General features: G+C 69.3%; 23 protein-coding genes and 3 tRNA genes. 3 read left to right on the top strand and 23 right to left on the bottom strand.

What is annotated here, in order from left to right:
• Positions 1 to 54 precede the first annotated feature (54 nt).
• Positions 55 to 3,153 carry a bifunctional proline dehydrogenase/L-glutamate gamma-semialdehyde dehydrogenase PutA gene (gene putA, locus V6M51_RS10020; RefSeq protein WP_332766788.1) on the top strand — a complete coding sequence of 1,033 codons (3,099 nt, stop codon included), beginning with the start codon at positions 55 to 57 and terminating at the stop codon, positions 3,151 to 3,153.
• Positions 3,154 to 3,189: 36 nt separating this feature from the next.
• Here putA and V6M51_RS10025 read toward each other — a convergent pair.
• From V6M51_RS10025 to V6M51_RS10045, 5 genes are all read right to left on the bottom strand, one after another.
• Positions 3,190 to 3,266: transfer RNA gene (locus tag V6M51_RS10025), tRNA-His, on the bottom strand.
• A gap of 133 nt (positions 3,267 to 3,399) precedes the next feature.
• On the bottom strand, positions 3,400 to 4,101 hold the full coding sequence (locus tag V6M51_RS10030) for an energy transducer TonB (RefSeq protein ID WP_305674817.1): 702 nt from the start codon (positions 4,099 to 4,101) through the stop codon (positions 3,400 to 3,402).
• 12 nt (positions 4,102 to 4,113) lie between these two features.
• The gene (locus V6M51_RS10035; RefSeq protein WP_305674818.1) at positions 4,114 to 4,542 is read right to left on the bottom strand and encodes a biopolymer transporter ExbD; all 429 of its coding nucleotides are present in this window, start codon (positions 4,540 to 4,542) and stop codon (positions 4,114 to 4,116) included.
• A gap of 5 nt (positions 4,543 to 4,547) precedes the next feature.
• Positions 4,548 to 5,450, bottom strand: coding sequence for a MotA/TolQ/ExbB proton channel family protein (locus tag V6M51_RS10040; RefSeq protein ID WP_305674819.1), 903 nt, complete (start codon positions 5,448 to 5,450; stop codon positions 4,548 to 4,550).
• A gap of 653 nt (positions 5,451 to 6,103) precedes the next feature.
• Positions 6,104 to 6,913 carry a hypothetical protein gene (locus V6M51_RS10045; RefSeq protein WP_332766790.1) on the bottom strand — a complete coding sequence of 270 codons (810 nt, stop codon included), beginning with the start codon at positions 6,911 to 6,913 and terminating at the stop codon, positions 6,104 to 6,106.
• A gap of 166 nt (positions 6,914 to 7,079) precedes the next feature.
• Between V6M51_RS10045 and V6M51_RS10050 the strand changes: the two genes are divergently transcribed.
• A complete protein-coding gene (locus tag V6M51_RS10050; RefSeq protein WP_332766792.1) occupies positions 7,080 to 8,489 on the top strand; it encodes a M20/M25/M40 family metallo-hydrolase in 1,410 nt (469 codons plus the stop codon).
• 62 nt (positions 8,490 to 8,551) lie between these two features.
• Here V6M51_RS10050 and V6M51_RS10055 read toward each other — a convergent pair whose 3' ends face one another.
• The 18 genes from V6M51_RS10055 to V6M51_RS10140 all read right to left on the bottom strand — a co-directional run bounded on the left by V6M51_RS10055 (position 8,552) and on the right by V6M51_RS10140 (position 25,225).
• Positions 8,552 to 9,811 carry an amino acid permease gene (locus tag V6M51_RS10055; protein ID WP_332766794.1) on the bottom strand — a complete coding sequence of 420 codons (1,260 nt, stop codon included), beginning with the start codon at positions 9,809 to 9,811 and terminating at the stop codon, positions 8,552 to 8,554.
• Complete coding sequence (locus tag V6M51_RS10060; RefSeq protein ID WP_332766796.1) at positions 9,808 to 11,418, bottom strand: phytoene desaturase family protein; 1,611 nt, start codon at positions 11,416 to 11,418, stop codon at positions 9,808 to 9,810. The genes V6M51_RS10055 and V6M51_RS10060 overlap by 4 nt, the downstream gene beginning before the upstream one ends.
• A gap of 1 nt (position 11,419) precedes the next feature.
• A complete protein-coding gene (locus V6M51_RS10065; RefSeq protein WP_332766798.1) occupies positions 11,420 to 12,547 on the bottom strand; it encodes an aromatic ring-hydroxylating oxygenase subunit alpha in 1,128 nt (375 codons plus the stop codon).
• 60 nt (positions 12,548 to 12,607) lie between these two features.
• The gene (betI, locus tag V6M51_RS10070) at positions 12,608 to 13,303 is read right to left on the bottom strand and encodes a transcriptional regulator BetI (RefSeq protein ID WP_332766800.1); all 696 of its coding nucleotides are present in this window, start codon (positions 13,301 to 13,303) and stop codon (positions 12,608 to 12,610) included.
• Positions 13,219 to 15,522 (bottom strand): TonB-dependent receptor, encoded by a 2,304-nt coding sequence (locus V6M51_RS10075; protein WP_332766802.1) that lies wholly within the window; start codon positions 15,520 to 15,522, stop codon positions 13,219 to 13,221. Before V6M51_RS10075 ends, betI begins: the two co-directional genes overlap by 85 nt.
• 25 nt (positions 15,523 to 15,547) lie before the next feature.
• Positions 15,548 to 17,563, bottom strand: a complete 2,016-nt coding sequence (locus tag V6M51_RS10080; RefSeq protein ID WP_332766804.1) for a tetratricopeptide repeat-containing sulfotransferase family protein — start codon at positions 17,561 to 17,563, stop codon at positions 15,548 to 15,550.
• A 214-nt stretch (positions 17,564 to 17,777) separates the two neighbouring features.
• A tRNA-Phe gene (locus V6M51_RS10085) sits at positions 17,778 to 17,853 on the bottom strand.
• A 65-nt stretch (positions 17,854 to 17,918) separates the two neighbouring features.
• Positions 17,919 to 18,083 (bottom strand): DNA gyrase inhibitor YacG, encoded by a 165-nt coding sequence (locus tag V6M51_RS10090; RefSeq protein ID WP_305674828.1) that lies wholly within the window; start codon positions 18,081 to 18,083, stop codon positions 17,919 to 17,921.
• Positions 18,080 to 19,117 (bottom strand): ribonuclease E/G, encoded by a 1,038-nt coding sequence (locus tag V6M51_RS10095; protein WP_332766807.1) that lies wholly within the window; start codon positions 19,115 to 19,117, stop codon positions 18,080 to 18,082. The genes V6M51_RS10090 and V6M51_RS10095 overlap by 4 nt, the downstream gene beginning before the upstream one ends.
• Positions 19,114 to 19,695 carry a Maf family protein gene (locus V6M51_RS10100; protein ID WP_332766809.1) on the bottom strand — a complete coding sequence of 194 codons (582 nt, stop codon included), beginning with the start codon at positions 19,693 to 19,695 and terminating at the stop codon, positions 19,114 to 19,116. Before V6M51_RS10100 ends, V6M51_RS10095 begins: the two co-directional genes overlap by 4 nt.
• Positions 19,696 to 19,711: 16 nt before the next feature.
• Positions 19,712 to 19,930: a translation initiation factor IF-1 gene (gene infA / locus V6M51_RS10105; protein WP_305674831.1), complete on the bottom strand. Its 219-nt coding sequence runs from the start codon at positions 19,928 to 19,930 to the stop codon at positions 19,712 to 19,714.
• Between the two features lie 133 nt (positions 19,931 to 20,063).
• On the bottom strand, positions 20,064 to 20,525 hold the full coding sequence (locus V6M51_RS10110) for an arsenate-mycothiol transferase ArsC (RefSeq protein WP_332766811.1): 462 nt from the start codon (positions 20,523 to 20,525) through the stop codon (positions 20,064 to 20,066).
• 6 nt (positions 20,526 to 20,531) lie between these two features.
• A complete protein-coding gene (locus V6M51_RS10115) occupies positions 20,532 to 21,011 on the bottom strand; it encodes a UPF0262 family protein (protein WP_305674833.1) in 480 nt (159 codons plus the stop codon).
• Positions 21,012 to 21,160: 149 nt separating this feature from the next.
• Positions 21,161 to 21,814, bottom strand: a complete 654-nt coding sequence (locus V6M51_RS10120; RefSeq protein WP_332766814.1) for an SH3 domain-containing protein — start codon at positions 21,812 to 21,814, stop codon at positions 21,161 to 21,163.
• 124 nt (positions 21,815 to 21,938) lie between these two features.
• Entirely contained in the window at positions 21,939 to 23,222 is a 1,284-nt protein-coding gene (gene hisD / locus V6M51_RS10125; RefSeq protein WP_332766816.1) for a histidinol dehydrogenase, read from the bottom strand.
• Positions 23,223 to 23,266: 44 nt separating this feature from the next.
• Complete coding sequence (locus tag V6M51_RS10130) at positions 23,267 to 23,698, bottom strand: DUF2948 family protein (RefSeq protein WP_332766818.1); 432 nt, start codon at positions 23,696 to 23,698, stop codon at positions 23,267 to 23,269.
• A gap of 2 nt (positions 23,699 to 23,700) precedes the next feature.
• A complete protein-coding gene (gene murA, locus V6M51_RS10135) occupies positions 23,701 to 24,990 on the bottom strand; it encodes a UDP-N-acetylglucosamine 1-carboxyvinyltransferase (RefSeq protein ID WP_332766819.1) in 1,290 nt (429 codons plus the stop codon).
• Positions 24,991 to 25,084: 94 nt separating this feature from the next.
• Entirely contained in the window at positions 25,085 to 25,225 is a 141-nt protein-coding gene (locus V6M51_RS10140; RefSeq protein WP_332766821.1) for a hypothetical protein, read from the bottom strand.
• A gap of 106 nt (positions 25,226 to 25,331) precedes the next feature.
• On the opposite strand from V6M51_RS10140, the gene V6M51_RS10145 reads away from it, so the two are divergent.
• Positions 25,332 to 25,406, top strand: a tRNA-Thr gene (locus V6M51_RS10145).
• The last annotated feature ends 59 nt before the right edge of the window (positions 25,407 to 25,465 follow it).

Raw genomic sequence — 25,465 nt, forward strand, 5'->3', positions numbered from 1 at the left:
AGCACAAGCGATACGCCGGACGATAGAATCTTCAATCTTTCAAGGCCGCGCCCCATGACCTCCTGGACCGCCCTCGACGACCTCTCCGCCAAGTATCGCGACGAGACGGATGCGGTCACCGCCCTGCTGGCCGCCCAACCCCTGTCGATGCTGCAGCGGGCCGCCGTGCGCGCCGAGGCTGAAGACCTGGTCCGCGCCGCCCGCAAGTCGGCCAAGCGCCAAGGCGTGGTCGAGAGCTTCCTACAGGAGTTCAGCCTGGGCACCCGCGAGGGCCTGGCGCTGATGTGCCTGGCCGAGGCCCTGCTGCGCACCCCCGACCAGGACACCCGCGACCGGCTGATCGCCGAGAAGATCGGCAACGCAGACTGGGCCAGCCACCTGGGCCAGTCCGACAGCCTGTTCGTCAACGCCTCCACCTGGGGCCTGATGCTCACCGGCAAGCTGGTCGAGGTGGACGACGAGGCCCGCAACGACCTGCCGGGCTTCCTGAAGCGGCTGGCGGAACGGATCGGCGAGCCCGTGGTGCGCAAGGCGGTGGCCCAGGCCATCGGCATCATGGGCGAGCAGTTCGTCCTGGGCCGCACCATCGAGGCGGCCCTGAAGCGCGCCGGTAAGGAGGGTCAGATCTGCTCCTTCGACATGCTGGGCGAAGGCGCGCGCACCGCCACCGACGCCGCCCGCTACGAGCAGGCCTATGCCGACGCCCTGGAGGCCGTGGGCAAGGCGTCGAAGGGCGCGGGTCCCGAAGCCGGGCATGGGGTTTCGGTGAAGCTCTCGGCCCTGTCGCCGCGCTATGAGGCGACCCACGAGGACCGCGTCTGGAGCGAGCTCTACCCGCGCACCAAGCGCCTGGCCCTGATCGCCGCCCGGCACGACATCAACTTCACCATCGACGCCGAGGAAGCCGACCGGCTGACCCTGTCGCTGAAGCTGCTGGACCGGCTGTCCCGCGAGCCCGAGCTGGGCGAATGGCAAGGCCTGGGCCTGGCCGTCCAGGCCTATCAGAAGCGCGCCCGTCTCGCCGTCGACCGGGTGGCCGAGATCGCGCGGTCCAGCGGCCGGCGTTTGATGGTGCGGCTGGTCAAGGGCGCCTATTGGGACAGCGAGATCAAGCGCGCCCAGGTGGGCGGCCGGCCCGACTATCCGGTGTTCACCACCAAGGCGGCGACCGACCTCTCCTATCTGGTCTGCGCGCGGGCGCTGATCGCCGCCGCGCCGAACCTCTACGCCCAGTTCGCCACCCACAACGCCCATACCCTGGCCGCCGTCCAGACCATGGCCGCCGAGGCCGGAGTGAAGATCGAATTCCAGCGCCTGCACGGCATGGGCGAGGCGCTCTACAAGGCCGCCGACGACCTGCACGCCGGCGCCGTCGTGCGCACCTACGCCCCCGTTGGCGGACATGAGGACCTGTTGCCCTATCTGGTGCGCCGCCTGCTGGAGAACGGCGCCAACACCTCCTTCGTGCACGCCCTGCTGGACGAGCGGGTGCCGGCCCAGGACGTGGTGGTCGATCCGGTCGCGGCAGTGGAGAAGGCCGGGATCGGGCCGCACCCGAAAATCCCCCGCCCCGTCGACATCTATGGCGCGGAGCGGAAGAACTCCCTGGGCGTCGATCTCTCCATCCCCGACGAGGCCGCCCGCTTGACCGCCGCCGCCCGCGCCCTGGAACCCCTGTCGTCCGGCCCGCTGATCGGCGGCAAGCCCCGCGCCGGCGTCAAGTCCCAGCCGGTGCTCAGCCCATCCGCCAACGCCCTGGTGGTGGGCCAGGCCAGCGAGGCCTCGGCCGCCGACATCGACGCGGCCTTCGCCGCCGCCAGGGCCGCCCAGCCGGCCTGGGACAAGCTCGGTGGATTCCGCCGCGCCGAGATCCTGCGGGCCATGGGCGACATCCTCGAGACCCATCGCGACCGGCTGATCGCCATCTGCGCCCGCGAGGCCGGCAAGACCCTGGCCGATGGCGTGGCCGAGGTGCGCGAGGCCGCGGACTTCTGCCGCTACTACGCCCACCTGGCCCTGACGAAGTTCGGGGGTCCGGAGACCCTGAAGGGGCCGGTCGGCGAGACCAATACGCTGGAGCTGCACGGCCGTGGGGTCTTCGTCTGCATCAGCCCCTGGAACTTCCCGCTGGCCATCTTCACCGGCCAGATCGCCGCGGCCCTGGCCGCCGGCAACGCCGTGGTGGCTAAGCCCGCCGAGCAGACCCCGCTGATCGCCGCGGCGGCGGTAGCGCTGTTCCACGAGGCCGGCCTGCCGCCTGGCCTGCTGGCCCTGACACCCGGCCGAGGCGAGACCGTCGGCGCGGCCTTGACCGCCCATCCAGGCTGCGACGGGGTGGCCTTCACCGGCGGCTCCGACACCGCGCGGCGAATCAACCAGGCCCTGGCCGGCCGCGACGGCCCGATCGTGCCATTCATCGCCGAGACCGGGGGACTGAACGGCATGTTCGTCGACACCACGGCGCTGAAGGAACAGGTCGTCGACGACGTTGTGCTCTCGGCCTTCAGCTCGGCCGGCCAGCGGTGCTCGGCCCTGCGCATCCTGTTCCTGCCCACCGACACCGCCGACATGCTGATCGAAGGGATCAAGGGGGCGATGGACTCCCTGGTCCTAGGCGACCCGGCCGACGCCGCCACCGATGTCGGCCCGGTGATCGACGCCGAGGCCCATGGCTTGCTCACCACGCACCTGGCGCGCCTGCAGCGCGAGGCCAAGGTCCTGCACCAGTTGGAGGCGCCGCAGGGTGGGACCTTCTTCGGGCCGGTCCTGGCGGAGATCCCGTCGGCGAGCTTCCTGGAGCGCGAGGTGTTCGGCCCGGTGCTGCACGTGGTCCGCTATCGCCCGGCCGACCTCGCCAAGGTGGCCGGCGAACTAGCGGCGTCGCGCTACGGCCTCACCCTGGGTGTCCACTCGCGGATCGACGCCTTCGCCGTCCAGGTCCGCGACCTGGTCCCGGCCGGCAACGCCTATGTGAACCGCTCCATCATCGGAGCCGTGGTCGGCGTCCAGCCCTTCGGCGGCGAGGGCCTGTCGGGGACCGGGCCTAAGGCCGGCGGCCCCAACTCGCTCACCCGCTACGCCATTGAGCGCGCCGTCAGCGTCAACATCACCGCCCAGGGCGGCGACCCAGCCCTGCTCAACCTGAGCCTCTAGGGATGTTGGGAACCCGGCATTCCGGGAACGGCGCGATGGTACCACCTCTCGGGCTCGAACCGAGGACCTCTAGATCCACAATCTAGCGCTCTAACCAACTGAGCTAAGGCGGCGCATCGCGAGGCGTTCTTCTAGTCGCGCCGGACGGTTCGATCAAGCACCCACCCACCCCGGCGGCGGACCGGGCCAAGAAAAAACCCCGGAAGCTCGCGCCGCCGGGGTTTGATCGTTGGTCTTTGGTCGCGGTCAGCCCTTGGGCAGCGTCCAACGGAGCGGAATCCGCACCGTTCCCCCTTCGACAGGGGCGCCGTCCTGGGTCTTCGGCCGCATCTTGAACAGCTTGCTCGCCCGAAGGGTCGCAGTACCGAAGTCCTGATCGGCCGGATCTTCGGAAACGATGGAGCAACCCTCCAGCGTTCCCTTCGAAGTGACCGTGCAGCTGATCGTCGCCCGGCCTTCGACGCCCATCCGCTGAGCCCGTTCCGGGTAGTACCGGGACAGAGCTTCGGCATCGGGACGACGCGACCAGTCGGGGTTCGTGATGACCGACGGACGCGGCGGGGTCGGGGGCGCAGCCCGCGGGGGCTCCGGAACCTCGATCCGCTTTTCGACCGGCGGAACCGGCAGCGGCGGGATCGTCGGGATGTCGGCCGGCACGTTCACCGGAGGCCGCGGTTGCAGCTTCGGCGGCGGAGGCGGCGGCGTGTTCGGAGGCGGAGGCGGAGGCGGCGGAGGCGGCGGCGGAGCGGGCTTGATGATCGCCACGTCCGTCACATCATCCGAGTACTCCTTGTACTTCGGCTCGAACTTCGACTTGTAGAGGTAGGCGATAAGGCCCGCGTGGACGATCACCGAAAGCACGATGGCGACGGTGACGCCCGTGTTCCGTTTCTTGACCGGCTCATCGAAGACGCTGCGGTGATGGGTCGTGTCGGTGGTTTCAGCCATTCGTCACCCCCCTCACTCTTCGAGGCCAATAAGGGCCACGCTGTAGAACCCGTTGTCCTGAAGCATGTTCATCACGCCCATGAAGTCTCCGTAGAGAACATTCTTGTCGGCGCGGATGAAGATGCGTTCCTTCTCCGGGTTGCGCTTTCCGATATTGGTCCGCAGGTCGTCGCCCAGATCGGCAAGGTCAGTCTTGCTGTCCCCGAGGTAGATGCTGCCACCCGCCTGGATGCTGATATAGACCGGCTTTGGCGGGTTGGTCGAAGGCTTGGCGGTAGCCGGTGGAAGGGCCACCTCCACGGTCACGGCGGCCATGGGCGCCGCGACCATGAAGATAATCAGGAGCACCAACATAACGTCCACGAAGGGCGTCACGTTGATTTCGCTCATCGCCTCTACCGAGCCTTGCCCACCCCCAGAACCTGAGAGTTTGGCTCCCATGGCGGTTAGGCTCCCTTGTCGAGCTGCCGGGAAATGGCGTTCATCAGTTCGGCGACAAATCCGTCAGTCCGCGAGCCGTAAGCGGAAATCCGGGTTTGGAAGTAGTTGTAGAAGATAACCGCCGGGATGGCGGCGAACAGACCGATGCCGGTGGCGAGAAGCGCTTCGGCGATGCCGGGGGCGACGACGGCCAGGTTGGTCGTGTTGGTGTTCGCGATGCCGATGAACGAGTTCATGATCCCGTAGACGGTGCCGAACAGACCGATGAACGGACCGGACGAACCGACGGAGGCCAGGAACTGCATGCCGCTGGACAGGCGCTTGGCGAGGTTGGATTGAACCGCGCCAACCGCGGCTTCCGCCCGGTGGATGGTGGTTTCACGGTGCGCGCCGGTGACGGCGAGACCCGCTTGCCGCGAGAGTTCGACTTCTTGGGCCGCCGCGGCGGCCATGTCGGCCAGCGGATTGCCTTCGAATTCTTCGGACATCGCGATACGGCCCATGTCGTTGATCGACTTGGCGCCGCGGAAGGCCTCGACGAAGCGGTCCGAGGCTTTGTTCAGCGAGCTGAACTCGATCATCTTCGTGACCAGCAGGGTCCAGGAGAGGATGGAGGCCAGGATCAGGCCGATCATCACGACCTTCACGACGGGTTGAGCGTCGAGGAACATCTGCACGACGGTAAGCGAACCGGCATGCTCGATGGTCGGGGGGGCGACGTCGGCGGCGGGAGCCGCAGCATCCGCGGCTGGGGCCGCGGCGGCATCAGCGGCCGGAGCCGCGGCGGCGTCGGCGGCGGCGGGAGCGGCCGGAGCGGCGGCTTCCTGCGCGAACGCCGGCACGCTCGCCATCAGCGCAACCGCGCCGATGAGAGCGATGAAAGGGGTCAGTCGTTTGTTGTCGAGCATCTGTCGCCAGTTCCTGATTGGTCTAGCACGTTTGGACCGAGGGTCGTCGCGCGAGAGCGTCTCCACCCTAGTTAAAGCCCGCCGCTCGTCCGGTAACCGCCGGACAAAACGCCAGAGCCGCTTTCGCTGCGCCCGACCCGTTACGCCAACGCTTCAACGAACTCGTGAAGCGCAACGTTCCGAAGGCGGGAGCGACCTCGGTTTCCCCGAAGGGAAGCTGAAGTCTTAACCGCCATGTTAGACGTGCGGCAGGGGTCCTTTGGCAACCCCTATTACGGGCGTCAAGGGGTGTTACTCCGAGGGCCGACCCAGGGCATGCTTCGCGACCCGCAGCATTGCTGCAGTGCACAATGTGCTGCATAAGTAATCTTGCGCGATTTTCTACTTATAGCTGAAAATATATATTGCGCCGCAGCATAGCTGGCGGAACGCCGGTCTCGAAATAACCCGGCTCGCGATCCGATTTTTCGGCAGGGCGCCCGAATTTCGGTCGCGTCCCGGCCTTGGCGGGCAAATGGGAGCCGGAGGGGTCCGAGTCAACCCGCGTTCGCCGACTCGCGGGCCGTCGGCGGAGGAGCGTGTCGCGCGGGACATACCACCGCGGGAGGCTCCCATCGCCTCTGGAATGTCACTCAGGCCTTACGGAACAAGCTCTACCGGTCGTTCGGGGTGCGGGTGGCCATGGCTGCTTCCGGATCGGGCGGCGGGGCGACCACCACGGGGGCGGCCGGCGGCGCGGCGATGACAGGCGGCGGCGCGGTCTCCGGCGGCGGGACCACGAGCGGCGGGTCGTCGATCTCGGCGGGCGTCGGGGTCGGCTGTGAGGCTCGCGCCGACGCACGGCGCGGCGCCGCGAGCGCCGCGCGTCGTGAGGCGGGCGGCGGGGCGGATTGGGCGACGGCGGCGGCCTCGAGGGGCGCGGCTGCGGGAGGCATGCTTGCCGCCGCCTGAACCGGCGCAGGACGGACGGCGCGGTCGGCGGCCGCCGTGCCCTGACGCGCGGCGATCGTCACCACCGTGACCACCGCGATCACCGCCAGGGCGCCGGCTCCGGCGACCAGCGGCAGGCGGTTCGGCGCGCGTCGCGGGGCGGTTCTCGGCAGAATGGAATTGAAGACCGGAGCCTCGACCGCCGCAGCGGGCGGCGGCGGCGGCGGCTCGGCGGCCTGCGGCGGCTCGGTCCTGGCGACGGCGGCGGGCGGGACCGCGACGCGAGGCGCCGTGACCGGGGGCTGAGGCGCGGCCGCCGGAATGAGCGAGCCGGTCAGGATTCCGGGCCGCGGCAGGGCGACGGTCGGCTGGGGCGCGACATAGGCCAGGGAGGGCCTGCGGGGCGGCGATGGCGGCGGCGAAGGTCTTGCGGCCTTGGGCAGCGGCCCGATGCGGAACACCGGACGCGGCTGACCGCCCCAGGCTGAGTTGGCGGCGAACGGACTGGGCGGATCGTCCTTGGGCGGCGGCATGCGCGTCTCCACGACCGTTCCCGGCCGCGCACAGGGTGGGCCCCCGCCCGCCTGGAACCTCGCCCTAGACTTGGTCGGTTCTATGACGCCGCCCGTGGACAGGCGCCGTCGGGCGACCGACACTCGGGCGGCCTGAGGCGGGCGCGTCGAGTTCAAGGGGACAATGATGAGTTACGGTCGAATCCTGGTCGCGGGGCTATGCGCCGCGGCCCTGCTGGGCGGCGCGGCCCAGGCCCAGACCCCGCCGCCGGCCAACCTGGCCCTGGCCCGCGAGCTCCTGGCCGAGCTCATCGCCATCAACACCGTGCATGACCACGGGACCCTCCCGGCCGCCGAGGCGATCCAGAAGCGGATGCTGGCGGCCGGATTCGCCCCGGCCGACGTGACCGTCCTGACGATTCCCGAGCATCCGACCCAGGGCCAGGTTCTGGTGCGGCTGCGGGCCAAGGCCCCCAAGGCCAGGCCGGTGCTGTGGATCAGCCACCTGGACGTGGTGGAGGCCAGGCGCGAGGACTGGACCGTCGAGCCTTTCGCCCTCACCGAGAAGGACGGCTGGCTGTACGGCCGCGGCGTGCAGGACATGAAGGGCGAGATCGCCGCCCTGCTGGCCGCCTTGGTCCGCGCCAAGCAGGAAGGATTCGTTCCCGACCGCGACATGATCTTCGCCTTCACCAGCGACGAGGAGAGCGGCGACGCCAACGGGGTGGACTGGCTGGTGAAGACCCAAAGGCCGCTGGTGGACGCCGCCTTGGTGATGAACAGCGACGGCGGCGGTGGTTCGCTGCGCGGCGACCGACGCCTGTCCTATGGGGTCCAGACCAGCGAGAAGGTCTATGTCACCTTCCAGCTGGAGGCGACCAACAAGGGTGGCCACTCTTCAGTCCCCGAGCCCGACAACGCCATCTACCGGCTGGCCAAGGGGCTTTCGCGCATCGAGGCTTTCAAGTTCCCCGTCGTGACCACCCCTACCACGCGCGGCTATTTCGCCAGTTCCGCGGCGCTGGAGACCGGCCAGGTCGCCGCCGACATGCTGGCGGTGTCCAAGGAGCCTGCCGATCCCGCCGCCGCCGAGCGGCTGAGCGCCATGCCGTCGCGCAATGCGCGGCTGCGGACCACCTGCGTGGCCACCGGCCTGTCGGGCGGCCATGCCGAGAACGCCCTGCCCCAGCGCGCCCGGGCGGTCATCCAGTGCCGGATGATCCCCACCGACAGCGAAGCGGTGGTGCGGGCCAAGTTGGTCGAGGTGGTGGCCGATCCCGGAATTGAGATCAGCGTCATCGCCCCGGCCGCCGCAGCGCAGGATTCGCCCTACAATGCCGCGCTGATGGCCCGCTTCACCAAGGTGGTGCAGGGCATGTGGCCCGGTGTGCCGGTGGCGCCGCACATGGACCTGGGCGCGACGGACAGCCTCTATACCCGCGCCGCGGGCATGCCGAGCTATGCGGTGAGCGCGATCTGGGGCGACATAGACGACAACCGCGCCCACGGCCGCGACGAGCGGATATCCGCCAAGGCCTTCAGCGAGGCGGTGGAGTTCGACTATCGGCTGATCAAGAGCGTGGCGGCGGCGCGTTAGGCGCCGACTACCGTTCACCCTCGCCTTCGCGGGGATGAACGGAATTTGGGGAGCATCGCGCCTTAGAGCGAAGCGACGATCATCCAGACGCAGAAGGCCGCGGCCACGAGGCCGATGAGGCGGGTGACCCATCTGCGCGCGGGGTCCTCGATGCCCGACGCGAACCGGGCGAGCGCCAACGCGCAGAGGATATAGACCAGCAGGATCAGCAGGACCGAGGCGTTGATCAGCGCGTTGAACTGCTTGGTCAGGGTCGGCGACAAGGTCGCGAGGGCCGCCAGGGACATGAGCACGGCCACCAGCAGGATGTCGCGAACCGGGGTGGCGCGGACCCCCCGGGTGGAGAGCGCCTTGGGGAGATAGCCGCTGGCGGCGCCCACCCGACCGGCCTCGGCGGCGACCAGCACCCACCCGCCCAGCGTGCCCAGGGTCTTGGCGAGCGCGCAGGCGGCCACCACGGCGCCCGCGATGGGGCCCGCGGCGATGGCGACCATGTCGGCGAAAGGCGCGGTGGAGGCGGCCAGCCGTTCGGCCGGGATCACCCCCATCACCGCGGCGGTAGCGGTGGTGTAGACCAGGGAGGCCAGGGCCACGCCGCCCAGGGCCGCGATCGGCAGGTTGCGGCGGGGATTGTCGACGGCGGCGGCGGCCACGCTGGCGCTCTCCAGCCCCATGAAGGCCCAGAAGATCATCACCAGCGACCCGGGCACCACCTTGCTCAAGGGTTGCCCACTGACGTTCCAGGAGCCCCAGAAGATGTCGGGGTCGAAGTGCAGGACCCCCAGGCCGATGGCGGCGAGGATGGGGATCAGCCCGATCATCAGGGTGGAGGCGGCCAGCCAGACCACCACCCGCGGCCCCCAGAGATTGGCCGCCACCAAGGCCCATATGATGACCAGGGTGGTCACAAGGGTCGCGACCGGCCCGATCAGGCCGGGCAGGAAGACCGCGAGATAGCCGACGGCGGCGATGGCGATGGCGACATTGCCGACCCAGGAGGCCACCCAGTACGAGATCCAGGACACGAAGCCGAAGATCGGATGCAGGCCGTCGGCGGGGTAGCGCACCAGGCCGTTCACGTCCGGCCGCATGATCCCCAGCAGGGCGAAGACCAGGGCCAGGACCAGGCCGCCCACCGAGGCCACGGCCCAGCCGATGACGCTGGCGCTGCCGATGGCGGCCAGCGAGGCCGGCAATAGGAAGACGCCGGAGCCGATCATATTGCCGGCCACCAGGAAGGTCGCCGCGAAGGGGCCGAGGCCACGCGCCGCGGCCGTGTCAGAGGGGGCGTCGGCCGCCACGCCGCCCGCCCGCTGGCTCATGCGGTCCTGAGCCGTCCGCGGCGGGCGTCCCTGACGATCTCGCGCGCGGCGTTGTGGCCGGGCGCCCCGGTGACGCCGCCGCCGGGATGGGTCCCCGCCCCGCACTGGTAGAGGCCGGCGATGGGGGTGCGGTAGTCGCCCGCGCCCAGAACCGGGCGCGCTGAGAACATCTGATCCAGGCTGAGATTGCCGTGCATGATGTCGCCCCCGCTCAGGCCGAAGGTGCGCTCAAGATCGAGCGGCGACAAGACCTGGCGGCCGACCACCGAGGCCGCGAAGCCGGGAGCCTGGGCCTCGACCGTGGCGATCATCAGGTCGGCCACCTCCTCGCGGTGGTCGTCCCAGGAGCGGCCGCCGGAGAGGGTCGGCGCCACGTGCTGGCAGAACAGGCTCGCCACGTGCTGGCCGGCCGGCGCCAGGCTGTCGTCCAGGGTGGACGGGATCAACATCTCGACGATGGGCGCCTTGGACCAGCCGTGGGCGCGGGCGTCGGCATAGGCCTGCTCCATATAGGCCAGGCTGGGGGCGATGATGATACCGGCGGTGAGGTGATCGCCCGGCCCCGGCAGGCAGGAGAAGTCGGGCAGCTTGGAGAGCGCCACGTTCATCCGGAACGTGCCCGAGCCGCTGCGATAGCGGTCGATGCGCTCGGCGAAGTCCACCGGCTGGTACGAGCGGTCCACGAGCTTGCCGAACAGCAGCTTGGGATTGAGGTTGGAGACCACGGCGCGGCCGCGGATGGTCTCGCCCTTCTCGGTGACCACGCCGACGGCCCGGCCCTTCTCCACCAGGATCTCGGCGATGGGGACGTCGGTGCGAATCTCCACGCCGCGCTCGCGGCAGCAGGCGGCCATGGCCTGGGTGATGGCGCCCATGCCGCCGATGGCGTGACCCCAGGCGCCCTTCTTGCCGTTCACCTCGCCAAAGACGTGGTGCAGCAGGACATAGGCCGAGCCCGGCGTGTAGGGACTGGCATAGTTCCCCACCACGCCGTCGAAGCCGTAGACAGCCTTGATCGGGTCGCTCTCGAACCAGCCGTCCAGCCAGTCGCCGGCCGACTGGGCGAACAGGGCCAGCAGGTCGCGCTTGGCGGTCAGGTTCAGGTGGCCCAGCTTGCGGCCGAGACTGGCGCTCTTCAGCAGCTCGGGAATGGCCTGGACCAGACCCCCCTCCACCAGGTTGGGCGGGGTCTGCAGGACCAGGTCGCGCAGGACGTCGGCGATGGCCTCCAGGCGGTCGCCATAGGCGTCGAGACGATCGGCGTCCTTCTGCGAGAACTTGGCGACCTCCGACTTGGTGCGGCCGTCGCCGGTGGCCAGGTAGCCGCCGGGCACGGGCAGGAAGTTCGACACCTTGCGCTCGACGATCTTCAGGCCGTGGCGATGCAGGCCGAGGTCGGCGATGACCTTCGGATTGAGCAGGGAGACGGTGTAGCTGGCCACCGAGTTGCGGAAGCCGGGATGGAATTCCTCGGTCACCGCCGCGCCGCCGACCACGCTCCGGCGCTCCAGCACCGTAACCTTGAGGCCCGCCGCAGCGAGATAGGCCGCGCAGACCAGGCCGTTATGACCGCCGCCGACGATCAGGATGTCGCGTTCGCTCGCCATGTCAGGCCGCCTTGGCAGGAGGATGCGGGAGGCCCGCTTCGGGGATGTCGGCCTTCAGCCGCCGCGCGAAGCTCGCCAGGCAGACCTCATCGGGCGACAGGGGGCCGCTGACATAGGACGAGGAGCCCATGCCGTCCTGGACCCGCTGGATCAGCACCGTGTCCTCGGCGTTGACCTGGCGGTTGATGCGCCAGTTGAGGTAGCGCGCGGCGCGGGCTTCCCGCCGGCTGTCGGGCCGGGCGTAAGAGATCTCGCGGATCAGGGTCTCGGTCGGCGAGACCGGGATGAACTGCATGAAGTCCACCTGATCGGGATAGACGTCGAAGGCGAGGTTCGGCCAGAGCTTGTAGTAGCTCCAGCGACGACGCTGCTCGGCCGGCAGGTGGTCGAACACCGGCATCAGGGCCTGATAGCCGCGCTCGGACCAGTTGGACGACGGCGTCTCGGCGACCTCGCCCCACAGCTTGTCGACCCAGGGCTGGGCCTCCATGGCGTAGCTGGGGCCGAACAGGCGCGTGAGGCCCGGATGGGCCACCGGGATATGTAGGCCGTCGGCATAGTTGTCGGCGACGTTCTTCCAGTTGACCGAACGAGGCCGCAGGGTGACCCGCCCCTGGGGAACCAGGGTCTCGAAGCCGTGGGGCGCTAGTTCGTCCAGATAGGGCGACATCATCTGGGCCACGCTGGGCAGACCGGGCGCGAAGCGGACGAAGACGAAGCCCAGAAAGATCTCTTGCTCCACCGGCGCCAGGCCGTGCTGGCTGAGATCCAGGTCGCCGAAGCCCTGCCAGGGCGGGGTGCGCAGCAGAGCGCCGTCCAGGCCGTAGCTCCAGGCGTGATAGGGGCAGACCAGGCGGTGGCCACAATTGCCGTGCGAGCCGTCGGCCAGCCGCGCGGCGCGGTGACGGCAGGCGTTGTGGAAGCTGCGCACCACGCCGTCGTTCCCGCGCAGGACCAGCACCTGCTCGCCCAGGAAGTCGAGGGTCTGGTAGTCGCCGGCGTTCGGCACGTCGTTGACGTGGCACACCACCTGCCAGGCGCTGCGGAAGACGCTCTCGCGCTCGCGCTCGAAGAAGCCGGGATCGCTGTAGATCCAGGCCGGCAGACTGCGTTCGATCTCAGGACTCATAGCGGCGACCCCACATCGACGTTGCTATACACTCGTATAACAAGAGATGGGACACAAGCGCTAGACCGCGTCTCCGCCCTGGAGGAAGCGCGCGGTCCAGTCGGCGGCCAGCCGGGTGGCCTCGGCCGGGGTGAAGGTGGCGGGATCCAGGCAGAGTTCGAGCCATAAGCCGTCCAGCATGGCCGCCAGGCCAAGCGCGCCGGCGCGCACGTCGACCGCCCTGCCCCGCGCCTCCGCGGCGGCGGCCAGCAGGACTTCGATCCGCCCGCGATAGGCGCCGTAGGTCTCGGCATGCAGGCGCGCGGCCTCGGGATCGGTGCGGACCAGGCCCCAGAAGCCCAGCCAGGCCGAGAGCAGGTCGCGATCGACGATGGTCGGCGAGAAGCTGGCCGCGATGAAAGCCGCCAGCCGGCGATCGGGATCCTCGCCAGCCTCGGCCATTGTGGTGTCGATATGGTCGTCCACCCGCTGGACCACATGGCGGTAGGCCTCCACCAGCAGGGCGCCGAAACTGCCGAAATGATGGCGTACGAGGCCGGGCGAGACGCCGGCGCGGACGGCGACGTCGCGCACCGACACCGCGCCGAGGCCCCGGGCGGCGAGGCTCGCGAGCGTCGCCTCGATCAGCGCCTGACGGCGGACCGGGGCGAGCTCGCGAGAGAACCGTCCGCTCAGAACGACTGGCCGAAACGGAAGCCGATGGTCCGGGGCCGGATCGGGATCGTGTAGACGCGGCTGCAGACCGACGAGGTGCACTGGACGAACTTGTTCAGCGCGCCGTCCTCGTCGAAGAGGTTCTTCACATAGGCCTCGACGCGCCACGAACCCCGCTCGAGACCGGTCGTCAGGTCGACGGTCGTGTAGGACGGGATCTTCCCCACCACCGCGCGGTCGTCGATCGTCAGGTCCGGATAGTTCGATCCGGTATAGGCCAGGGCCCCCTGCACGTGGGCGTCCATCTCGCCGATCGGCCACTCGTAGCGGGCCACGAGGTTGGCCTTGAACTTGGGCGTGATCGGCAGGGTCGTCCCCTTCAGGGCCTCCGGCGGGGCGCTGGGGTCGGGGATGTAGTCCTCGTCCAGCTCGGCCTTGGTATAGGCCGCCGATCCGGTGAGGGTCAGCCCCTCGGTCACGAGCCAGTTGACGTCGGATTCGACGCCGCGCATCTTGGCCTTGCCGGCGTTGCGGATCTCGGTCAGCCCGTTGGCGCCCAGGAACGAGAACTGGAAGTCATCCCATTTCTCGGAATAGACCGCGCCGTTCCAGCGCAACATGCCGCCCAGCCAGGTCGTCTTCCAGCCAGCCTCCAGGTTCTTCAGGTAGTCGGACTTGTACGGGGGAAGCGTGCCGCGCCGATTGATGCCGCCCGGCCGGAAGCCGGTCGAATAGGTCGCGTAGACCATCTTGTCTTCGTCGATCTTGTACTGGGCGTTCACCCGGTAGGTCTCACCGGTCTCCTTGGTGGACTTGTCGACATTGGTGCAGGGTCCGCCCTCGACGATCGCCGGGCCGAAGCAGGCCGCGACGCCGGTGCGTGAGGAATAGCCCGTGCCGAAGCCGAAGAAGCCCTCCAGCGAGTTGTTCGACTTGAAGAAGCGAATGCCACCGGTCACCGACAACTGGTCGGTCACGTCGAAGGTGCCGTCGACGAAGGCGGCGTAGTCGCGGTCGGTGCGAAGCTGCTTGGTCAGCCACAGGGTGTCGGGCCAGCCGGGAACCTCGGTGGCCGTCGCGAGCCGATCGACCCGATAGCGCTGCTGAATGTTGTGGGTCTGCTTCTGGTAGAACAGGCCCGCCACCCCGTGCAGTCGATAATCGGTGGGAGTCGCCAGCCGGAGTTCGTGGCTCTGCTTGGTGTAGTAGTCCTTGCCCTGGATGTACTGCGTCGTGTCGATGAAGTTGCCGCCGTCGTCGGTCAGGTAGGCGCCGTAACCGAACAGGGTGTCGTAGAAGTAGGAGTAGTCCGAATAGTCGGACTCGGTGTCGACCCAGCGCTTCATGTAGGCGCCGGCATAGGTGAGATCGAGATTGGAAACCTTGCCCTCGACGGTCAGCGAGGCCTGGAACCACTTGTCGTCCGATTGTTCAGGCCGGAAGCGGCTGTTCTTGAACTTGCCGAGCGCGGGATTGATGGCGAAACCACCATCGGCCTGGGTCCGTTGCCCCATCAGGGTGGGGGTGACGGTCCAGTTATCATTCAGATCGATCTTCAGCGCCGCCCGGGCGCCGGCCGTGTCGACCTCGTTATAGTTGCCTTCCACAAACGCGGCGTTGTTCACCGTGATGTTGCCGGTCGGATAGGTGAACGACCCGGGGACATTGTCGATATAGCCGCCGTCGTGCACCGCCCAGCCGACCAGGCGCACGGCCGCGCGGTCGCCCAGCGGCTGGTTGACGAAGCCCTCGGCCGAGCTGCCATAGGCGCCGTGGCTCAGGTGGTTGACCTCGAGGTCGTACCCGGCCTCGAAGCCGGCGGCGGACGGCTTGTTGGTGATGATGCGGATGGTGCCGGCCTGGGAGCTGGCGCCATAGAGCGTCCCCTGGGGTCCGGCCAGGACCTCGACCCGGGCGATGTCGTAGACGTGGATGTCGAGCGGGCCGGTGATGGTCGTCACCGGCTGTTCGTCGAGATAGACGCCGACGCTGGGCAGCGGACCGGAGTGGTTGTTGTTCTCGCCCGACGCCACGCCGCGCATGTAGACGGTGCTGAAGCCCGGCCCGCTCGACTTGATGGTCACGCTGGGCAGGAACTTCACATAGTCGGCGAAGTCCGAGACCTGCAGCTCGTCCAGCTTCTCGGTTCCCAGCGCCTGGATGCTGATCGGAACGTCCTGGAGGTTCTCCGACCGCTTCTGGGCGGTGACGACCACCTCCTCCAGGGCTGTCTGCGCGAACGCCGGAGCCGCCAGGCCGGTCAACATGGTCGTGGCCAGCAGGGCCGCCGGCAACGCCCTTGGCGATGTTCTCAGTCTCATGGTCACCCCTCGATTGCCCCGCGCCTCATGGCGCGTGGGGATAGGTTTTCAGCACAGGTCCCAGTTCGGCCTTGAGTGGGCCGAGCCAGGGCTCGTAGTTGCGCCAATGGTCGGTGGCTTCGGCGAAGATCGGCCGGCGGACCTGCTCCGAGCTGGCGGTCCTGACGGCGCGATCATTCTCGTAGAAGCGCAGGCAGCCTTCCTCGAAGGGCAGGCCGCAATGGTCGAGCAGACGGCGGACCTCGCGTTCGGGGTCGGCGACCATCTCCTCGTAGATGACCCGGTGGACGCGGCCCGGCAGGACGGCGTCGAAATGAGCCATCAGCTCCACATAGTCGGCATAGTAGCGGCCGATGTCGGAGAGGCTGTAGGTGAAGCCCTGGCCGCGGGCGAAGTGCTGCTTGAAGCCGGAGAAGCAGCAGCCCAGCGGATGGCGGCGCGCGTCGATGATCTTCGCCTTCGGGAGGATCAGGGCGATCAGGCCGGCATGGGCGAAGTTGTTGGGCATCTTGTCGATGAAGAACGGCCGGCCGAGCTTGCGGTGCACCTGGGTGCGGGCCAGGAACTCCTCGCCCAGGGCCTGGACCTGCGCGGCGTCCAGCTCGGCGAGGCCCTCGGGATAGTGCGGCGACTTGCCCTCGCGGGGTTTGCCTCCGAGGCGCCGGGCCATGGCGATGATGTCGGGTAGTTCCTGGGTGCCCTCGACCTGCGAATGGCTGGCCAGGATCTGCTCGATCAGGGTGGAGCCGGCGCGCGGCAGGCCGACGATGAAGATCGGATCGGGCGCCTGGGCCCCCTGCCCCGCCCGTTCGACGAAGAACTCTTGCGTGAACACCGCCTTGGAGCGGGCCACATGGCGTGAGGTCTCGTCGGGGTCGTAGTCGAGGGCCGCCCGTCGCAGGGCCGCGCCCTGGTCGTAGTGGCCGAAGGACTCCTCGTAGCGCCCCGCGTCCTCCAGCGCCTTGCCCAGGGCGAAATGGAGGTGGAAGCGGTCCTCGTCGGAGATGTCGGTCCGCGCGAGCTGGCCCTGCATGGCCGCCACGTCGGCGTCGGTGAACTGGACCGTCTTGAGGTTGGCCAGGCTCCAATAGGCCTCGCCCAGGCCGGGCTCGATGGCCAAGCTCCGGCGATAGGCCTCGACGGCCTCGGCCTGGCGTCCGACGGTCTTCAGCGAATGGCCGTAGCTCATCCAGACCTTGGGCTGGCCCGGGAAGTCGGCCAGCACCCCGCCGTAGCATTCGATGGCCGCGTCGTACTCGCCGATCCGGCCGAGCGCCGCGGCCTTCAGATTGCGGTGGCCCGGATTGCGCGGATCGTCGACCAGCAACTTGTCGATCTGGGCCACCGCCTGGGCGGCCTTGTTCTGGCGATAGAGCACGGTGGCGTAGTTCTGCCGCGCGGCGGCGAAGCTGGGCGCCAGCTCCAGGGCGCGGGCCAGCAAGGCCTCGGCGTCGTCGTAGCGGCCGAGACGCATGCCGGTCTCGGCCAACATGCGAATCGCGGCCACGTCCGTCGGGTGGACCTTGAGGAAGTCGCGCAGCAGCCGCTCGGCCACCGCCAGCTTGTTTTCGCACAGCGCAGTGGCCGCCTCGATCAGCCGCGGATCGCGGGTGGAGGCCTTGATGTGGCGGGCATAGGCCGCGTCGGCCTCGTCCGTGCGGTCGGCCAGGGTGAGCTGGTCGCCCAGCGCCCGCCAGGCCTGGGCGTGGTCGGGGGCGAGCGCCGTCACCCGCTGCAGGGCCGTGATGGCGCCAGGCCCATCGCCGAGCGACATCCGCGCCAGGGCGGTTTCGAACTGCAGTTGAGCGAGGTCCGGCCGGGCGTCGGTCGCCGGCCCCAGGACCTCGAGCGCCGCGCTCGATCGGCCCTGGCGGCGCAGCGCGGCGGCCAGCAGGGTCACGGCGTCCGGATGCTGCGGCGCGACCTTGAGGATTTCGCGCGACTGCGCCTCGGCCAGATCGGGATTTGACGGCAGGAGACGCGCGGCGTGGGCCAGGGCGGTGGCCAAGGTTCCGACCGGCTCTGCGGGGCGGCTCGTCACCAGAATCCCATTCCTGACGCGTCAAAACGCGATGAAAGGGTGCGCCGAACAGCGTTGTCAATCAGCCGTGACCGGCTTGTTGCACGACCGTATCAGAACGGCCACAGGGTGGGCGGACGCGGCGCCACGGAGGCAAGCAATTCATCAGCCTTCCGACGAAGCGTCACCGCGCCCCGCGCCGCCGGCGAGGAGGTTGGATTGTGTGGGGGAGAAGTGGTGCCTGGGGGCGGATTCGAACCACCGACACGCGGATTTTCAATCCGCTGCTCTACCAACTGAGCTACCCAGGCCTAGGTCCCGCCAACGCGGGAGCCGCGTCTATAGAAGAGGCTTTCGCGGCTGTCCAGCGAGGTCGCTAGTCTTCCGGGTCTCCGTCGTCCGGGTGCTCGTCCTCGTCGCTCACGGGGATGGCGTAGCTGCCCTTCAGCCAACGATGCAGGTCCACGTCGGCGCAACGTTTGGAGCAGAACGGACGGTACTCCGGCTGGACCGGCTTGCCGCAGACGGGACAGGCGCTCATCGGCCGCTCACGTCGAAGCGCTCGCGCGGAGCGGCGGGGTCCGGGCGAATCTCGAAGCGCGCGCCGATCCGGCCCGCCAGCCCCGCCGCGAACGGCTGGGCGGCGGCGGCGATCTCTGGAGCGCAGACGGCGGTCAGCCGCGCGCCTGGCTGGGCCACGCCCTCGGTCTCGATGGCGCGAATCAGCCGCAGGCCCAGGGTCAGGTCGGTGAGCCGGCCCTTGGCGTCGCACAGCAGTTCGGCCACCGGCGGCGCCCGGCGCGGCACGGTCAGCTCCATGGTGCCGAAGCGGCCCACCGGACCGATGGCGACACCGGGATTGTCGGGGGCGAAGGCGGCGCGGGCGGCGGTCATCAGGGCGTTTCCATCGTGGCCACGGCCGACGAGGTCGATGACCACGATGCCGCCGAGGCTCTTCAGGCGCAACAGCCGACCGGCCACCGCCAGGGCGGCGAGATTGGCCTGGCGCGTCACCCGCTTGGCGTCCTGGCCCTTGCGCTCGCCGACGTCGACGTCGATGGCGACCAGGGCGCGGGTGGGTTCGATGGCGAGCGTCCCGCCGCCGGGCAACGGATGGACGATCTCCAGGGCGTCGGCCTCGGCTTCGTCGGCGGCGCGGCGCGCCTCGCGGCCCTCGACGAGCTGGACGTTGCGGGCGAAGCCGGCGAGCTGCTCGGCGATGTCCGGAGCGGCGGTGAGCAGGCGCGGCGCGCCCTCGGCCGGCCCGATGGCGCGCACGGTGGCGAGCTTTCCGGCCCGCGCCTCGGTGCGGATCTCGACTTCCAGCGATTGGCCTTCGACAGGCCGGGCCTCGGGCTTGAAGGACAGCAGGGCCTCGACCCCGCCCAGGTCGACGAAGGCCGAGGCGAAGGCCGGCTCCACCTTGCGGATGCGACCGACCAGGCGCGCGCCGAGCTTGGCCGTCGTCGACCCGCCGTCGCGGGCGATCAGCAGCCGCTCCGGCCGCCCATCGAGCGTCACCACGCCGCGGGTCTCGCCGATCCCACGATCCAGATAGAGGCGCCGCTCGCTCATGGCCTGGAGAACCCAAGGCCGGTGAGCAGGTTCATGGTCTCATAGAGCGGCAGGCCGACCACCGCGGGATAGGAGCCCTGGATCGCCATGACGAAGGCGCCCGCACGGCCCTGGATGGCGTAGCCGCCGGCCTTGCCGACCCCCTCCCCGCCTTGCAGATAAGCCTCGATCTCGGCGGGGAGCAGGCGCTTGAAATGCAGGCGGCTCTCCACGAGACGGCTGGCCATGCGGCCGCCCGGGGCCTGGACCGCGACGCCGGTCAGCACGCGATGCGCGCGGCCCGACAGCAGCTCCAGGCACTTGCGGCCCTGCGCCTCCGTCTCGACCTTGGGCAGGATGCGACTGCCCACCGCCACCACCGTATCGGCCGCCAGCACGAAGGCGTCAGGCTGCTTGGCGGCCACGGCCGCGGCCTTGGCGCAGGCCAGGCGCAGCGCGGTCTGCCGCGGCGTCTCGCTCTTGAAGGGGGTCTCGTCGATCTCGGCGGCGTCCACCGCGTCGGGCGTCAGGCCGATCTGGCGCAGGAGATCAAGCCGTCTGGGACTTGCGGAGGCGAGCACCAGGCGCTGCGGAGTCATGTGTGGCAATCGGGTCCTAGCGGACGCGGAAGGTGATGCGGCCCTTGGAAAGGTCGTACGGCGTCATTTCAACGAGGACCTTGTCGCCGGCCGAGACCCGGATGCGGTTCTTACGCATCTTGCCGGCGGTGTGGGCGATAATCTCGTGTTCGTTTTCAAGTTTCACACGGAATGTGGCGTTGGGCAGAACTTCACTGACCGTGCCCGGAAACTCCAAAAGTTCTTCCTTCGCCATGCAGGCTCCCAAACTGACCGACGACCAAGACGAGCGGTTCGCACGATGAGTCGGGCGAGCCGTAGCGCCAATTATATCGCAGAGCGCTTTACGCGCTCGTCGGATCGATGGCTAGCGCCAGTTCGGCGGGTTCCTAGCGACCGAATCGCTCAGCGATCCGGACCGCCAGGGCGTCGCGAACCTCACGATAGGCGGCCATACGGGCCTCTCGCGAACCGTCCGCCAGGGTGGGATCGAAGATCTGCCAATACTCGATCTCCGCCGCCCGACCGCGGGTCAGCTCGACGGCCCGGTGCTGGGCTTCAGGGGTGAGCGAGACGACCAGGTCGAAGCTGTCGTCCTCAAGGTCGTCGAAGGTCTTGGCGTTGTGCGCGGCCACGTCGCAGGAGATCTCGGCCATCACCGCCGCGACGAACGGATCCACGCTCTCGCCTGCGTCGGTCGCGTCCCGCCGCAGGCCGCAGCTGTCCACATAGATTCGGTCGCCCAACGCGCGCTTCAGCAGCGCCTCGGCCATGGGCGAGCGGACGCGGTTGAAATTGCAGGCGAACAGCACGGCCCCGGGCAGAGGCGCGCGTACAGCGTCGTCGACCATGCGCCCCTAGCCCCGCCAGTGCAGGGCGCAGATCAGGGTGAAGAGCCGCCGGGCGGTGTCCAGGTCGGTCTCGATCTTACCCAGCAGGCGCGTGCGCAGGAGTTCGGAGGCCTCGTTGTGCAGCCCGCGCCGGCCCATGTCCAAGGCCTCGATCTGCTGCGGCGTCGAGTTGCGGATCGCCTGGTAGTAGCTCTCGCAGATCATGAAGTAGTCCTTGATCAGACTACGGAATGGCGAGAGCGACAGGATGTGGCGCTTTTCATAGCCGAGACCCGTGACGTCGAGGACCAGGCGGTTCTCGATCAGGCCCATGCGCAGGTCAAAAGGCCCCGCCTCCGCGCCCTCGGGAAGGAAATGGTTCTCCTCCAACAGGTCGAAGATCGCGATCTGGCGTTCCTGCTCCTGGTCGCGCGAGACGGCGGCGAGGGATTCCTCGTCGATCTCTACGGACTGCAGGCGCTGATTATTGCGATCGTCGGCGGCCATGGGCTCGGTTTGGGGAAGGCTTGCGACGACGTTTATTGCAAACCAACCCCTAACGTCATCCTGCTCCGTGCGAACAGCGGCTTTCAGGCCAAGAAAAAGCCCCCGGCGCTCACGCGCCGGGGGCTGATCGTCGTGTGCGAGGCGCGGGCCTAGTAGCCGTAGCTGGCTTGCTGGTAGCCGGCCGGCTGGACATAGGCGCCGTGGACATAGCCGACGCCGACGCCGCCGCGGCCCACCAGGATCCATTCGCTGCCGCGCACCCGGGCCAGGGCCTGGAAGCTCTCGCCGGCCCGCAGGCTGCCGACCCGAGCCGACGAGGTGGTCGGGGCCGCGCGCAGGTTCAGGGTCGAGGTGGCGACGAAGCCGCCGCCGTCACGCACGAACTTGGCCGGCGCCAGGTTGCCGTTCAGGCGATAGCCGTTCCGAACATAGGTCGCCGGCTGGGCGTAGGCGGCGCCATAGGGCTGGCCGTAGGCGGTCTGGGCCTCGCGGTCGCGCTGCATCTTGCAGCCGACATAGGAGCCGGTCGCCGCGCCGGCCACGGCGCCGATGGCCGTGCCCGTGCCCCGGTCGTTCTTGGCCAGGTTCGAGCCGGCCGCCGCGCCCAGCAGGGCGCCGATCAGGGCGCCGCCAGCCTGCTTGCCGCCCGGCGCGTCGCAGCTGACGATCGAGCCGAGGCCGCCGCCGGTGGGCGCGCGATATTGCTGAGCATTGGCGCTCGAGAACGCGCCGGCCGCCAGGACGCCGGCGAGGCCCGCCACGGCCGCGCCGCGCATCAGTTTCGAGGTGTTGGAATTACGCATGGCTTGGTCTCCGTCCTGTTCGATGTGTCTGTCTCGAGGACCTGCCCCGATGAGAAACACCCTAGACGGGCCTTCCTGAACGGCCTCCGGGACGCCGTTGACAGGAACCGTTCAGCTTCGGGCCTCAGCCCCGGCCGAGGCGAATCGCCGCCGAACGGGCGTGGGCCGGCAGGCCCTCGGCGTCGGCCAGGGCCACGGTCGCCGGGCCCAGCGCGGCGAAGGCCGCCTCATCGCATTTCACGATCGAGGTGCGCTTGATGAAATCATACAGCGACAGGCCAGACGAGAACCGCGCGGCGCGGCTGGTCGGCAGCACGTGGTTGGAGCCGGCCACATAGTCGCCGATGGCCTCCGGCGCGTGGCGGCCCAGGAAGATCGCGCCGGCGTGGCGGACGCGGTCGGCCAGGCGTTCGGGCTCGTCCAGGGCGAACTCGACGTGCTCGGGGGCGATCAGGTCGACGAGACGCGGCGCCTCGTCCAGCGGCGCGATCACCACCGCGCCATGGTCGCGCCAGGAGGCGGCGGCGTCCTCGCCGGTGGCCAGGCTGGTGAGCTGCCGCTCGACGGCGGCGGCGACCTCGTCGGCGAAGGCCGGATCGTCGGTGATCAGGATCGCCTGGGCCGCCGGGTCGTGCTCGGCCTGGGAAAGCAGGTCCGCGGCGATCCATTCGGGATTGTTGGCGCCATTGGCCACGACCACGATCTCGGAGGGACCCGCCAGCGCATCGATGCCCACCGTGCCGTAGACCCGGCGCTTGGCCGCGGTGACATAGGCGTTGCCGGGGCCGACGATCTTGTCCACCGGGCGGATAGGGCCGGCGCCATAGGCCAGGGCGGCGACCGCCTGGGCCCCGCCGACGCGCCAGATCTCGGTGATGCCGGCTTCCTTGGCCGCCGCCAGCACCGCGGGCTGCAGCCGGCCGGGCGGCGTCACCATGGCGATGCGGTCGACGCCGGCCACCGAGGCCGGCACGGCGTTCATCAGCACGGTCGAAGGATAGGCCGCGCGACCGCCGGGAACGTAGATCCCCACCGCCTCGATGGGCGTCCAGCGCCAGCCGAGCTGCACCCCGGCGTCGTCGGTGAACCAGGCGTCGGCCGGGCGCTGACGCTCGTGATAGCTGCGGATCCGGCCCGCGGCGAAGGCGATGGCGTCGCGCACGTCCTGTGGGCACTGGGCGGCGCCGGCCTCGATCTCGTCGATCGTGACACGGATATTGGTCTCGTCGACCTCGGTGCGGTCGAACAGCTTCCCGTAGCGCAGGACGGCGGCCAAGCCCTCGCCGCGCACGGCGGCGAGAACATCGCGGACGGCGAGGTCCACGTCCTCGGGCGTCTCGCGACGCTCTTCGACGAAGGCTGCGAAGGCGGCCTCGAAGCCGGGATCGGAGAATTTGAAACGGCGCATGGCGCGCTCTATTAGCGGGGGAGCCGCCGCAAGGCTATGGCCTGTCAGGCCTCGTGGGTCGGCGTGCGCGGCGTCGGCCAGGGCGCGGAGACGTCGGCCAGGACCGCATCGACGCACTCGACCGTGGCCCGAAGGTCCCCGCCGCCCGCCAAGGTCAGGGTCAGAACGCCGCCGGGCGCCTCTCCGGCCTCGAACGAAACGGTGAGCAGTTCCACCACCGCGGCTTTCGCGGTCCGGCGCAGGTTCCGCGTCTGGACCTTGAGCACCGAGCCGATCTGCAGACCGCTGCGCACCCGCTCGCCGCCCGGCCCTTCCCAGCGATAGCGGTTGAAGCCGAGCGTCAGGCGTCTCGCGTTCGGATCGTAGGCGATGTCGCCGATCTTGCAGATGGCGTCCTGCAAGGCCGCGGCGATCACCGTCAGGTCGTCGGCGTCTTGCGCCAGCAGCCGTAGGCGTGGGACTTCAGCGGTGGTCATCGTCAGGCCTCCGACTCGCCATCGCCGGCGATGCGGCGGATCTGGGCGCCGCAGGCGCCGAGCTTTTCTTCCAGGCGCTCGAAGCCGCGGTCCAGGTGATAGACGCGGTTGACCATGGTCTCGCCGCGGGCCGCCAGGGCCGCGATCACCAGGCTGACCGACGCGCGCAGGTCCGTGGCCATCACCGGCGCGCCCTCCAGGGCCTCGACGCCGCGAACCCGGGCCTCGCCGCCGGACACCGAGATGTCGGCGCCTAGCCGCGCCAGCTCGGGCGCGTGCATGAAGCGGTTCTCGAAGATGGTCTCGCGGATGACGCTCTCGCCGTCGGCCAGGGTCATCAGGGCCATGAACTGCGCCTGCAGATCGGTGGCGAAGCCGGGATAGGGATCGGTCTCGATCTCTACCGCCTGCAGCCGGCCGCCGTTCCGCTTGATGGTGGCGCCGTCCTCGTGGCGGGTCACGCCGACCCCGGCCTCTTCCATCTTGTCCAGCAGGGTGTCGATGAAATCGCTGCGGGTGCGGGTCAAGCGGACCTCGCCCCCGGCCATAGCCGCGGCCAGGGCGAAGGTGCCGGTCTCGATGCGGTCGGGGATCACCGAGTGGGTCGCCCCGGTCAGGCGTGAAACGCCGTCGATGCGGATCGTCGAAGTCCCCGCGCCGGTGACCTTCGCCCCCATCTTGTTGAGGCAGTCGGCCAGGTCGGCGAGCTCAGGCTCGCAGGCGGCGTTGGTCAGCACCGTCTCGCCCCGCGCCAGCACGGCCGCCAGCATGGCGTGCTCCGTGGCGCCGACCGAGACGAAGGGAAAGACGATCTCCGCCCCGATCAGGCCGCGCGGCGCCTGGGCGTAGACGTAGCCCTCATGCAGATCGATGGTCGCGCCCAGGGTCCGCAGCGCCTCCAGGTGCAGGTCCACGGGCCGTGCGCCGATGGTGCAGCCGCCGGGCAGCGACACCTTGGCCTGTCCCGTGCGCGCGATCAGCGGGCCTAGCACGTTGAAGGACGCCCGCATCTGGCGAACCAGGTCATAGGGCGCGATGCCGCTGACGATCTCGCGCGTGTGCAGCAGCGTCTCGGCCCCATCCTCGCCGTCGCGCTCCTCGACCTGCGTCCCCAGTCGCTGGAGCAGATGGCCCAGGAACCGGGTGTCGGCCAGGCGCGGCATATTGGTGAGCCGCAGCGGTTCGTCGGTGAGCAGGCTGGCGGCCATCAGCTTGATGGCGGAGTTCTTGGCGCCGCTGATGGGGATCACACCCTCCAGCCGCGCGCCGCCGATGATGGCGATGCGATCCAAATTCGTCCCTCGAAGGTGGCCGGCGCGCCGCGCGCGCTCGGGGGCCTTTGCCGCTATCTAGCCTGCGCGGCGACCGGCGCAAAGTCGGCCCCGATCACGATGAGGTCTCGGGCTCCTGGGGCTTGGCGGGCGGCGCGACTCGTCCAGCGCTCTTGCGGCGGCGCAGATTGGCGCGCAGCGCCGCGGCGAGTTTGGCCTCGCGCTCCTCGGCGGCCGTCTTCTGCGGTTTTTCCATGCGCGACCGGGGTGCGGCGAGACGGCGACCGCGTCAAGACGCCTTTCGGCGCTTTTGGGCTTCACGCGGGCCCAGGCTTTGGCTATAGCCCCGCCCTCGCCTTTTCGCCGCCGTAGCTCAGTGGTAGAGCGCATCCTTGGTAAGGCTGAGGTCGGCAGTTCAATCCTGCCCGGCGGCACCATGGTCCTCCAAGTGCTCAAGCACTTGGAGGACCACCAAAGGCCCTCCAAGTCATCGACA

The sequence above is a fragment of the Phenylobacterium sp. genome, assembly GCF_036677185.1.
Taxonomy (GTDB): Bacteria; Pseudomonadota; Alphaproteobacteria; order Caulobacterales; family Caulobacteraceae; genus Phenylobacterium.

Coding starts and splice junctions, on each gene's coding strand:
- putA (WP_332766788.1), top strand. CDS start 55: ATGACCTCCTGGACCGCCCTCGACGACCTCTCCGCCAAGTATCGCGAC.
- V6M51_RS10030 (WP_305674817.1), bottom strand. CDS start 4,101: ATGGCTGAAACCACCGACACGACCCATCACCGCAGCGTCTTCGATGAG.
- V6M51_RS10035 (WP_305674818.1), bottom strand. CDS start 4,542: ATGGGAGCCAAACTCTCAGGTTCTGGGGGTGGGCAAGGCTCGGTAGAG.
- V6M51_RS10040 (WP_305674819.1), bottom strand. CDS start 5,450: ATGCTCGACAACAAACGACTGACCCCTTTCATCGCTCTCATCGGCGCG.
- V6M51_RS10045 (WP_332766790.1), bottom strand. CDS start 6,913: ATGCCGCCGCCCAAGGACGATCCGCCCAGTCCGTTCGCCGCCAACTCA.
- V6M51_RS10050 (WP_332766792.1), top strand. CDS start 7,080: ATGAGTTACGGTCGAATCCTGGTCGCGGGGCTATGCGCCGCGGCCCTG.
- V6M51_RS10055 (WP_332766794.1), bottom strand. CDS start 9,811: ATGAGCCAGCGGGCGGGCGGCGTGGCGGCCGACGCCCCCTCTGACACG.
- V6M51_RS10060 (WP_332766796.1), bottom strand. CDS start 11,418: ATGGCGAGCGAACGCGACATCCTGATCGTCGGCGGCGGTCATAACGGC.
- V6M51_RS10065 (WP_332766798.1), bottom strand. CDS start 12,547: ATGAGTCCTGAGATCGAACGCAGTCTGCCGGCCTGGATCTACAGCGAT.
- V6M51_RS10075 (WP_332766802.1), bottom strand. CDS start 15,522: ATGAGACTGAGAACATCGCCAAGGGCGTTGCCGGCGGCCCTGCTGGCC.
- V6M51_RS10090 (WP_305674828.1), bottom strand. CDS start 18,083: ATGAGCGCCTGTCCCGTCTGCGGCAAGCCGGTCCAGCCGGAGTACCGT.
- V6M51_RS10095 (WP_332766807.1), bottom strand. CDS start 19,117: ATGAGCGAGCGGCGCCTCTATCTGGATCGTGGGATCGGCGAGACCCGC.
- V6M51_RS10100 (WP_332766809.1), bottom strand. CDS start 19,695: ATGACTCCGCAGCGCCTGGTGCTCGCCTCCGCAAGTCCCAGACGGCTT.
- infA (WP_305674831.1), bottom strand. CDS start 19,930: ATGGCGAAGGAAGAACTTTTGGAGTTTCCGGGCACGGTCAGTGAAGTT.
- V6M51_RS10110 (WP_332766811.1), bottom strand. CDS start 20,525: ATGGTCGACGACGCTGTACGCGCGCCTCTGCCCGGGGCCGTGCTGTTC.
- V6M51_RS10115 (WP_305674833.1), bottom strand. CDS start 21,011: ATGGCCGCCGACGATCGCAATAATCAGCGCCTGCAGTCCGTAGAGATC.
- V6M51_RS10120 (WP_332766814.1), bottom strand. CDS start 21,814: ATGCGTAATTCCAACACCTCGAAACTGATGCGCGGCGCGGCCGTGGCG.
- hisD (WP_332766816.1), bottom strand. CDS start 23,222: ATGCGCCGTTTCAAATTCTCCGATCCCGGCTTCGAGGCCGCCTTCGCA.
- V6M51_RS10130 (WP_332766818.1), bottom strand. CDS start 23,698: ATGACCACCGCTGAAGTCCCACGCCTACGGCTGCTGGCGCAAGACGCC.
- V6M51_RS10140 (WP_332766821.1), bottom strand. CDS start 25,225: ATGGAAAAACCGCAGAAGACGGCCGCCGAGGAGCGCGAGGCCAAACTC.